Consider the following 9,818-nt stretch of genomic DNA (forward strand, 5'->3'; position numbering starts at 1 on the left):
AAGGCTATACCTTAATACGTGCCTGAACAGACCCGATCAGCATTTTTTTAACCTGCTTTTTTAAATCTATCTGCCCTGCCCGTCGGCCCGAGGATGGCCGCTGCCCCTCAAGCCTGATAAAATCGCGCGCCTTCGCAGACCGTCAACGGCTGGGCCTTTTACCAAAAGTGCCCGCCCGCTCGGTCGTTACCCCTGAATCCCCCCTAAAGGCCTGGATCATGAGCAAGCAACCCTCCCTGAGCTACAAGGACGCCGGTGTAGACATCGACGCCGGTGAAGCATTGGTCGAACGCATCAAGAGCGTTGCCAAGCGCACTGCGCGCCCCGAAGTCATGGGCGGCCTGGGCGGTTTTGGCGCCCTCTGCGAGATCCCGGCCGGCTACAAGCAGCCTGTATTGGTTTCCGGTACCGACGGTGTGGGCACCAAGCTGCGCCTGGCACTGAACCTGAACAAGCACGACAGCATCGGCATCGACCTGGTGGCCATGTGCGTCAACGACCTGGTGGTATGCGGTGCCGAGCCGTTGTTCTTCCTCGACTACTATGCCACCGGCAAGCTGAACGTCGAGACCGCCACCCAGGTGGTGACCGGCATCGGCGCCGGCTGCGAACTGTCGGGTTGCTCCCTGGTCGGCGGCGAAACCGCTGAAATGCCAGGCATGTACGAAGGCGAAGACTACGACCTGGCCGGCTTCTGCGTCGGCGTGGTGGAAAAAGCCGAGATCATCGACGGCTCCAAAGTGGCTGCCGGCGACGCCCTGCTCGCCCTGCCATCCTCCGGCCCGCACTCCAACGGCTACTCGCTGATCCGCAAGATCATCGAAGTGTCCGGTGCCGACATCGAGAACATCCAGCTCGACGGCAAGCCGCTGACCGACCTGCTGATGGCCCCGACCCGCATCTACGTCAAGCCACTGCTCAAGCTGATCAAGGACACCGGCGCGGTCAAGGCCATGGCCCACATCACCGGCGGCGGCCTGCTGGACAACATCCCGCGCGTACTGCCAAAAGGCGCCCAGGCGATCGTCGACGTGGCCAGCTGGCAGCGTCCTGCGGTATTCGACTGGCTGCAGGAAAAAGGCAACGTCAATGAAACCGAAATGCACCGCGTGCTGAACTGCGGCGTGGGCATGGTGATCTGCGTGGCGCAGGAACACGTTGAAACCGCGCTGAACGTATTGCGTGAAGCCGGCGAGCAGCCTTGGGTCATCGGCCAGATCGCCACCGCTGCCGAAGGCGCGGCTCAGGTTGAACTGAAGAACCTCAAGGCTCACTGATGCCTCGGACCTGTGATGTCGTGGTGCTGCTTTCCGGCACTGGCAGTAACTTGCAGGCCCTGATCGACAGCACGCGCACCGGCGACAGCCCGGTGCGCATCGCTGCGGTGATCTCCAACCGCAGCGACGCCTACGGCCTGCAACGCGCCAGGGACGCGGGTATCGAAACCCGCTCGCTGGATCACAAGGCTTTCGAAGGCCGCGAGGCCTTCGACAGCGCCTTGGTCGAACTGATCGACGCCTTCAACCCCCAACTCGTGGTACTGGCCGGTTTCATGCGCATTCTCAGCCCTGGCTTCGTGCGGCACTACGAAGGGCGCCTGCTGAATATCCACCCTTCCCTGCTGCCCAAGTACAAAGGCATGCACACGCACCAACGCGCCCTGGATGCCGGTGACAGCGAGCATGGCTGCAGCGTGCACTTCGTCACCGAGGAACTCGATGGCGGGCCTCTGGTCGTACAGGCAGTGGTTCCGGTAGAGTCTGACGACTCGGCGCAGACCCTTGCGCAACGGGTTCATACCCAGGAACACAGGATTTACCCGCTGGCTGTGCGCTGGTTTGCCGAGGGGCGGTTGATTCTTGGTGACCAGGGTGCATTATTGGACGGTCAGTTACTTGCGGCCAGCGGCCACTTGATTCGAACCTAGGAGATTTTATGCGTCGCGCCTTGCTCTTCGCTTTTGCGCTGTTCGCCTTGCCTGCCGTGCAAGCGGCAGATCTACACCCGTTCTCCGCCAGCTACACCGCCGACTGGAAACAGTTGCCCATGAGTGGTTCGGCAGAACGCAGCCTGACCAAGAACGGTGACGGCACCTGGACCTTGAACTTCAAGGCTTCCATGATGATCGCCAGCCTGACCGAAACCAGTGTGATCCTGTTCGACAAGGACACCCTGCAACCGAAGAGCTACGCCTTCGAACGCGGCGGCCTGGGCAAGACCAAGAAGATCAACCTGGACTTCGACCCGTCGACCAAGAAAGTCACGGGTTTTGAAAACAAAGACCCGGTCAATGTGCCCCTGCAAAGCGGCATGCTCGACAAGTCGACCTACCAGTTGGCCTTGCAGCGCGACGTGGCAGCCGGCAAGAAAAGCATGAGCTACAACGTGGTTGAAGGCACCGACGTCGACACCTACGACTTCCGTGTGATCGGCCCGGAAAAGGTCCAGACCAAGGTCGGCAGCATTGACGCGATCAAGGTCGAGCGCGTACGCGACCCGACTCAAAGCAAGCGCATCACCCAGATGTGGTTCGCCAAGGACCTGGGTGGCATCCTGGTAGCCCTGCGTCAGGTGGAAACCGACGGCAAGGAATACAACATCATGTTGCAAGACGGTACCGTTGACGGCAAAGCCATCAAGGGCAGCTGATTGGATTGATGAGCTGAGAAGAGCCTCGCTGAATGCGGGGCTTTTTTTCGTCTGGGGGTTTTGGGTTCAAGTGTCTGCCGTCATCGGGAGCCCAACATGAAACTTCTGTCATAAACCTCTAAAGCGGTTTACTTAGCAAGCTAACAAACCGTATAAAAAGACCTGCGACGACTTGCCGCATACCCACCAGAAATTGGAGCAAGCAGATGACTGTAAAAGTAACTGAACGCGACGACGAACATATGTCCCACGAAGCGCTGGGCCATGGGATTCACATCTGGGATGTCCACCAACAAGACCTGCTGGTCGGCATGTTTCACAACGAGAGCGACGCTCATAATTATAAAAACGAGCTCGAAGCCCTTGAGATGAAACGCCAGGCGCAAAGCTCCTGAAACTTCAAAATCCTGTAGGCCCCCCAGCCCCACGCAGCTGGGGGGCCTATAAAACACAAACCCCGCCTTTTGAGCGGGGTTTGTGTGTTCTGGGGCTGCTTCGCAGCCCAACGCAGGGCAAGCCTGCTCACCACAATTCGTAGCTACAGCCTTACCACATCAAATCATCCGGGATCTGGTAGGCCGCGTACGGATCATCCTCATCCGGCACCTGGCTTTCGGTGAGGATATTTAGCTGCACGATACGTTCCGGGGCGCGCTCCTGGATCTTCAGCGCGGCTTCACGGGGGATCACCTCGTAGCCGCCACCGTGATGCACGATGGCCAGGGAGCCGTTGCTCAGCTTGTTGCGCATCAACGTGTTGACCGACAGGCGCTTGACCTTCTTGTCATCCACGAAGTTGTAGTAGTCCTCGGTCGTGAGCTTAGGCAGGCGCGAGGTCTCGATCAGTTGCTTGACCTGGGCCGTACGGGCCTTGGCCTCGGCTTTTTCCTGTTGCTGGCGGTTCAGCTCCTGGTCACGCTTGACCTTCTCGGCCTGCGCTTCGGCGGCCAGGCGCGCCTGGGTGTCATCGGCCTCGATCTGGCCCTTGTGGACCAGGCGCTGCTGCTTCTGTTTCTCTTTGCCGACCTGCTTGGCCTGCTTTTGGTTGACCAGACCTGCTTTGAGCAACTGGTCGCGAAGGGAAAGGCTCATGGTGCTTACTCACTTAGGCAACTGCTCAACCGCAGCTGGACACGTTCTTTTCCTGACGTTTGGCTTCGCCCCACAGGGCGTCCAACTCTTCGAGGGTGCAATCTTCTATGGGTTGGTGGGTGTCGCGCAATGCCTGTTCGATAAATCGGAAGCGTCGCTCGAACTTGGCATTGGCGCCACGCAGCGCGGTTTCCGGGTCGACCTTGAGGTGACGGGCCAGGTTGACCGCCGCGAACAGCAGGTCACCGACTTCATCGGCGATGGCCTCCGGGTCGTTGTCGGCCATGGCTTCGAGCACTTCGGCCAGCTCTTCGCGCACGTTATCCACCACCGGCAACGCCGATGGCCAGTCGAAGCCGACCTGGCTGGCGCGCTTCTGCAATTTGGCGGCCCGGGACAGGGACGGCAAGGCGCTGGGCACATCGTCCAGCAGGGACAGCTGCTCCGGCGCGTCGGATTTTTCCGCACGCTCCTCGGCCTTGATCTGCTCCCAACGTTCCTTGACCTGTTCTTCACTCAGTTGAGGAATATCCAGCGGCGCATACAGATCGCCGGTCGGGAACACATGGGGATGGCGGCGAATCAGTTTGCGGGTGATGCTGTCGATCACCCCGGCAAATTCGAAACGCCCCTCTTCCCGCGCCAGCTGGCTGTAATACACCACTTGGAACAACAGGTCGCCCAACTCACCCTGCAGATGATCAAAGTCGCCGCGTTCGATGGCGTCGGCCACTTCGTAGGCCTCTTCCAGGGTGTGCGGGACAATGGTCGCGTAGGTTTGCTTGATGTCCCACGGGCACCCGTATTGCGGGTCCCGCAGGCGGTTCATCAGGTGCAGCAGGTCTTCAAGTGAATACATCTTTCTGTGTCCGATCAGTGTGGGAGCAAGCCCCCTCCCACATTTAGCCTGCATTCATTCTGCGAATCATGGGGTACGGTTGCGCCGCGTCTCAATGATGTTCGGCAACTGGGAAATCCGCCCCAGCAGCCGCCCCAGCGCGTCCAACCCCGGAATCTCGATGGTCAGGGACATCAACGCGGTGTTGTCCTCTTTATTCGAGCGGGTGTTGACCGCCAGCACGTTGATGCGCTCATTGAGCAGCACTTGCGAGACGTCGCGCAGCAGGCCGGAACGGTCGTAGGCACGGATGATGATGTCCACCGGGTAGGTGAGCACCGGCACCGGACCCCAGCTGACCTGGATAATCCGCTCCGGCTCGCGCCCGCCCAGTTGCAGCACCGAGGCGCAGTCCTGGCGGTGAATGCTTACGCCACGGCCTTGGGTGATGTAGCCGACGATGGCATCCCCCGGCAACGGCTGGCAGCAGCCGGCGATTTGCGTCAGCAGGTTGCCGACGCCCTGGATCTGGATATCGCCGCGCTTGCCGGGCTTGTAGCCGGTGGCCTTGCGTGGGATCAGCTCCAGTTGTTCGTTGCCGCGCTCCGGCTCGACCAGTTGCTGGGCCAGGTTGACCAGTTGCGCCAGGCGCAGGTCGCCGGCACCGAGGGCGGCGAACATGTCTTCGGCGATCTTCATGTTGGCCTTTTCGGCCAGCTTGTCGAAGTCCACCTGGGGCAGGCCCAGGCGGCCCAGCTCGCGTTCGAGCAGGGTCTTGCCGGCGGCGACGTTCTGGTCGCGCGCCTGCAGCTTGAACCAATGGACGATCTTCGCCCGCGCCCGCGATGTGGTGATGTAGCCCAGGTTCGGGTTCAGCCAGTCGCGGCTCGGCGTGCCGTGCTTGCTGGTGATGATCTCGACCTGCTCGCCGGTTTGCAGGCTGTAGTTGAGCGGTACGATGCGCCCGTTGATCTTGGCACCTCGGCAGTTATGGCCGATCTCGGTGTGCACGCGGTAGGCGAAGTCCAGCGGCGTGGCGCCCTTGGGCAAGTCGATGGCATGGCCGTCGGGGGTGAAGATGTAGACCCGGTCCGGCTCGATATCCACGCGCAACTGTTCGGCCAGGCCGCCGATGTCGCCGAGTTCTTCGTGCCATTCCAGCACTTGGCGCAGCCAGGAGATTTTCTCCTCGTACTGGTTGGACCCGGCCTTCACGTCGGTGCCCTTGTAGCGCCAGTGCGCGCACACGCCCAGTTCTGCCTCTTCGTGCATGGCGTGGGTGCGGATCTGCACTTCCAGCACCTTGCCCTCGGGGCCGATCACCGCGGTATGCAGCGAGCGATAGCCATTTTCCTTGGGGTTGGCGATGTAGTCGTCGAACTCCTTGGGAATGTGCCGCCACAGCGTATGGACGATACCCAGCGCGGTGTAGCAGTCGCGCATTTCCGGCACCAGCACGCGCACCGCACGCACATCGTAGATCTGGCTGAAGGCCAGGCCCTTGCGCTGCATTTTGCGCCAGATCGAGTAGATGTGTTTGGCGCGGCCGCTGATGTCGGCATCGACCCCGGTGGCCTGCAGCTCGGCGCGCAACTGGCCCATCACGTCGCTGATAAAGCGCTCACGGTCGAGCCGCCGCTCGTGCAGCAGCGTGGCGATCTGTTTGTATTGATCAGGTTCGAGGTAGCGGAAGGACAAGTCCTCCAGCTCCCACTTGATATGGCCGATACCCAGGCGGTGGGCCAGGGGCGCGTAGATGTCGAAGACTTCGCGGGCAACGCGGTTGCGCTTTTCGTCGTCCGCGGTCTTCACCGCACGGATTGCGCAGGTGCGTTCGGCCAGCTTGATCAGGGCGACACGCACGTCGTCGACCATCGCCACCAGCATCTTGCGCAGGTTTTCCACCTGACCCTGGGTGCCCAGCACCATGGACTGGCGCGGGCTGAGGCTGGCGCTGATGGCGGCCATGCGCAGCACGCCGTCGATCAGCTTGGCCACCACCGCGCCAAAACGCTGGCTGACGGTCGGCAACTGGATGTGCCCTTCGCGCACGCCGCGATAGAGCACGGCGGCGATCAGCGAGTCCTGGTCCAGCTTGAGATCGGCAAGGATCTCGGCGATTTCCAACCCGGTGCGAAAGCTGGAAGTGCCTTCGGCCCACAGGTTCTTCGCTGCATTGTCTTGTTGCTCAGACTCACGAGCGAACTCGCAGGCTGCTTTCAAGGCTTCACGGTCCAGTGCCGGGTCGACACTGATGGCATGATCCAGCCATGCCTCGAGATTGATACTGCCGTCGGTGTTGATCGGCTGGTGTGCTCTCACCTGTACCATCTTGCTTACCTTCCCTATGACGCACCTTGGATGCGCCAAAATCATCGCCGACCTTTTTACTGCGAGCTCCGCGGCAGATCATAGGCCTTGGAGAACGCAGGCCAGTCGGATTAAACGGGCATCCTAGCCCGCTTCAAATAACGCCATGGCCTCGACATGCGCTGTCTGCGGAAACATGTCGAGGATCCCGGCACGTTTTAGCCGGTAGCCTTGCTTGACCAGCTCAACCGTGTCCCGCGCCAGCGTCGCCGGGTTGCAGGACACATACACCAGGCGCCTGGCCCCCAGGGTGGCGAGCTTGCGCACAACCTCCAGGGCACCATCGCGGGGTGGGTCCAAGAGTACCGCAGAAAAGCCCTGTTTGGCCCATTCCACGTCATTCAAAGGCTGGGACAAATCGGCCTGAAAAAACTGCGCATTATGCAAATTGTTGCTGATGGCGTTCCGTGCAGCCCGGTCCACCATGGTCTGCACACCTTCCACCGCCACCACTTCGCACACCTGTTTCGCCAGCGGCAGGGCAAAGTTGCCCAGGCCGCAGAACAGGTCCAGCACCCGCTCAGCAGGTTGCGGCGCCAGCCAGTCCAGGGCCTGGGCAACCATCGCCTCGTTGACCCCGGCGTTGACCTGGACAAAATCCCCCGGTCGGTACGCCAACTCCAAGTCCCATGGGTCCAATCGAAACCCTAGTGACTGATCGGGCTCAATCGGTTCCGGCTGACCTTCACCATGCAGCCACAGCTGGGCGTCATGGAAGCTGCAGAATTCTTTCAGGATCAGCAGGTCCGCCCCCGACAACGGCGCCATATGCCGCAGCAACACGGCGACGGACGAACCACTGAACAACTCCACATGCCCCAGGGCCTGAGGTTTGCTCAGGCGGCGCAGCATGTTCGGCAGGCGCTGCATGGTCGGTTGCAAGGCCTGTACCAGCACCGGGCAATCATCAATGGCGACGATGTCCTGGCTGGCCACGGCGCGGAAACCCACCTCGAGCTTCTTCGCCTTGGCATCCCAACGCACCGCCACCCGGGCGCGGCGCCGGTAAGCGAATTCCGGCCCACTCAATGGAGCGGCCCACTCCTGCGGTTCGACACCGGCCACGCGGGACAGTTGCTCGGCGAGCATGCGCTGTTTCAGGGCAAGTTGTTCGGCATGGGGCAAGTGCTGCACGCTGCAACCGCCACAGCGACCGAAGTGCGCGCACGGTGCCGGACGGCGCAGTTCACTGGCCGTGAACACACGCTCGGTGCGGGCCTCGACCACCTTGCCGTGGGTGCCCAACACTCGCGCTTCAACCTCTTCGCCGGCCAGCGCACCGTTGACAAACCAGGTGCGGCCTTCAAAGAACACGATGCCGCGGCCGTCGTTGGCCAGGCGCTCGATGGTCAGGCGTTGCTTCTTGCCCACGGGAATCTGTGGGGCCCGGCTGCCGCCCGTCGGTTGGAAGCGCAGGCCTCTCTCGTGCTTGGCCATCAGTTGGGTTCGTCGAAAATGCCGGTCGACAGGTAACGGTCGCCTCGGTCACAGATGATCGCGACGATCACCGCGTTTTCCACTTCCTTGGACAAGCGCAACATACCCGCCACGGCGCCGCCGGACGACACGCCGCAGAAGATGCCTTCTTCACGCGCCAGGCGGCGGGTGGTGTCTTCGGCTTCACGCTGGGCCATGTCGATGATGCGGTCCACGCGCGTCGCGTTGTAGATCTTCGGCAAATACTCTTCGGGCCAACGACGAATGCCTGGGATCGCCGCGCCTTCCATTGGTTGCAGGCCGACGATCTGGATCGCCGGGTTCTGCTCCTTGAGGTAGCGCGAGTTGCCCATGATGGTGCCGGTGGTGCCCATGGAACTGACGAAATGGGTGATGGTGCCCTGGGTCTGGCGCCAGATTTCCGGACCGGTGGTGGTGTAGTGCGCTTCGGGGTTGTCCCCATTGGCGAACTGGTCCAGCACCTGGCCACGGCCTTCGGCGGCCATGCGCTCGGCGAGGTCGCGGGCGCCTTCCATGCCTTCTTCCTGGGTGACCAGCACCAACTCGGCGCCATAGGCGGTCATCGCCGCCTTGCGCTCGGCGCTGCCGTTGTCGGGCATGATCAGCACCATCTTGTAGCCCTTGATCGCGGCGGCCATGGCCAGGGCGATCCCGGTATTACCCGAGGTGGCTTCGATCAGGGTGTCGCCGGGCTTGATCTGCCCGCGCAGTTCCGCGCGGGTGATCATCGACAGCGCCGGGCGGTCTTTTACCGAGCCGGCCGGGTTGTTGCCTTCGAGCTTGAGCAACAGGGTATTGCTGGTTTCACCCGCCATGCGTTGCAAGCGGACCAGGGGCGTGTTGCCGACGCAATCGGCGATTGTAGGGTACTGCAAGGTCATGGCGTATTCGCAATCCAGACTGCGGGGGCGAACATCATACCGGGAAAGGTCCGCGGGCCATATCACGCAAAGTGTGGTGCTTATGGCTTAAAGGAATAAGCGAGGGAGGTGCTGGCTGGGCGGGCGCCATCGGGGCATGGGTATCTACACAACTTCCAGTGAATACGGAATCTATGGCAATTAGGCTTCTGTGGTGAGCGGGCTTGTCGAATCGTCGCACCGCCCGCGCTGGGCTGCGAAGCAGCCCCAAAACCTTCACCTCGATTGATTCTGGCACTCTGCGGTGACCTTATTGGGGCCGCTTCGCAGCCCAGCGCGGGCGGTGCGACGATTCGACAAGCCCGCTCACCACAGAAGCCTAATTGCCATAGATTCCGTATTCACTGGAAGTTGTGTAGATACCCATGCTCATCGGGGGCAAGCCCCCTCCCACATTTTTAACCCAGTACACCAGACCCAACTCCGGTCGGCTCTAAGGCCGCCGCGCTTTGGCTCTTGATCTCAAATCGCCCCGTCAAACACGCTGGCCG

The 9,818-nt window shown here is 61.4% G+C and carries 9 protein-coding genes; 4 read left to right on the plus strand and 5 right to left on the minus strand.

Annotated elements, in window-relative coordinates; translation table 11 throughout:
- The first annotated feature begins 218 nt into the window (after window positions 1-218).
- From purM to F6S08_RS22650, 4 genes are all read left to right on the plus strand, one after another.
- Entirely contained in the window at window positions 219-1,277 is a 1,059-nt protein-coding gene (gene purM, locus F6S08_RS22635) for a phosphoribosylformylglycinamidine cyclo-ligase (RefSeq protein ID WP_014719398.1), read from the plus strand.
- The gene (purN, locus tag F6S08_RS22640) at window positions 1,277-1,927 is read left to right on the plus strand and encodes a phosphoribosylglycinamide formyltransferase (protein WP_065924915.1); all 651 of its coding nucleotides are present in this window, start codon (window positions 1,277-1,279) and stop codon (window positions 1,925-1,927) included. Before purM ends, purN begins: the two co-directional genes overlap by 1 nt.
- Before the next feature lie 8 nt (window positions 1,928-1,935).
- On the plus strand, window positions 1,936-2,649 hold the full coding sequence (locus F6S08_RS22645; protein WP_027603794.1) for a DUF3108 domain-containing protein: 714 nt from the start codon (window positions 1,936-1,938) through the stop codon (window positions 2,647-2,649).
- A 206-nt stretch (window positions 2,650-2,855) separates the two neighbouring features.
- Window positions 2,856-3,044 (plus strand): hypothetical protein, encoded by a 189-nt coding sequence (locus F6S08_RS22650; protein WP_065924914.1) that lies wholly within the window; start codon window positions 2,856-2,858, stop codon window positions 3,042-3,044.
- A 151-nt stretch (window positions 3,045-3,195) separates the two neighbouring features.
- Here F6S08_RS22650 and F6S08_RS22655 read toward each other — a convergent pair whose 3' ends face one another.
- The 5 genes from F6S08_RS22655 to cysM form a co-directional block, all read right to left on the minus strand.
- Window positions 3,196-3,741, minus strand: coding sequence for a DUF2058 domain-containing protein (locus F6S08_RS22655; protein WP_010208656.1), 546 nt, complete (start codon window positions 3,739-3,741; stop codon window positions 3,196-3,198).
- A gap of 25 nt (window positions 3,742-3,766) precedes the next feature.
- On the minus strand, window positions 3,767-4,600 hold the full coding sequence (mazG, locus tag F6S08_RS22660) for a nucleoside triphosphate pyrophosphohydrolase (protein ID WP_315872370.1): 834 nt from the start codon (window positions 4,598-4,600) through the stop codon (window positions 3,767-3,769).
- 66 nt (window positions 4,601-4,666) lie between these two features.
- Window positions 4,667-6,910: a GTP diphosphokinase gene (gene relA / locus F6S08_RS22665; protein ID WP_027603791.1), complete on the minus strand. Its 2,244-nt coding sequence runs from the start codon at window positions 6,908-6,910 to the stop codon at window positions 4,667-4,669.
- Window positions 6,911-7,033: 123 nt separating this feature from the next.
- Complete coding sequence (gene rlmD, locus F6S08_RS22670) at window positions 7,034-8,386, minus strand: 23S rRNA (uracil(1939)-C(5))-methyltransferase RlmD (RefSeq protein WP_315872371.1); 1,353 nt, start codon at window positions 8,384-8,386, stop codon at window positions 7,034-7,036.
- Entirely contained in the window at window positions 8,386-9,288 is a 903-nt protein-coding gene (gene cysM, locus F6S08_RS22675; protein ID WP_015885254.1) for a cysteine synthase CysM, read from the minus strand. Before cysM ends, rlmD begins: the two co-directional genes overlap by 1 nt.
- Window positions 9,289-9,818: the final 530 nt, after the last annotated feature.

It is taken from the genome of Pseudomonas sp. JV449, assembly GCF_032424295.1.
In the GTDB taxonomy this organism is placed as follows: domain Bacteria; phylum Pseudomonadota; class Gammaproteobacteria; order Pseudomonadales; family Pseudomonadaceae; genus Aquipseudomonas; species Aquipseudomonas marginalis.

Coding starts and splice junctions, on each gene's coding strand:
- purM (WP_014719398.1), top strand. CDS start 219: ATGAGCAAGCAACCCTCCCTGAGCTACAAGGACGCCGGTGTAGACATC.
- purN (WP_065924915.1), top strand. CDS start 1,277: ATGCCTCGGACCTGTGATGTCGTGGTGCTGCTTTCCGGCACTGGCAGT.
- F6S08_RS22645 (WP_027603794.1), top strand. CDS start 1,936: ATGCGTCGCGCCTTGCTCTTCGCTTTTGCGCTGTTCGCCTTGCCTGCC.
- F6S08_RS22650 (WP_065924914.1), top strand. CDS start 2,856: ATGACTGTAAAAGTAACTGAACGCGACGACGAACATATGTCCCACGAA.
- F6S08_RS22655 (WP_010208656.1), bottom strand. CDS start 3,741: ATGAGCCTTTCCCTTCGCGACCAGTTGCTCAAAGCAGGTCTGGTCAAC.
- mazG (WP_315872370.1), bottom strand. CDS start 4,600: ATGTATTCACTTGAAGACCTGCTGCACCTGATGAACCGCCTGCGGGAC.
- relA (WP_027603791.1), bottom strand. CDS start 6,910: ATGGTACAGGTGAGAGCACACCAGCCGATCAACACCGACGGCAGTATC.
- rlmD (WP_315872371.1), bottom strand. CDS start 8,386: ATGGCCAAGCACGAGAGAGGCCTGCGCTTCCAACCGACGGGCGGCAGC.
- cysM (WP_015885254.1), bottom strand. CDS start 9,288: ATGACCTTGCAGTACCCTACAATCGCCGATTGCGTCGGCAACACGCCC.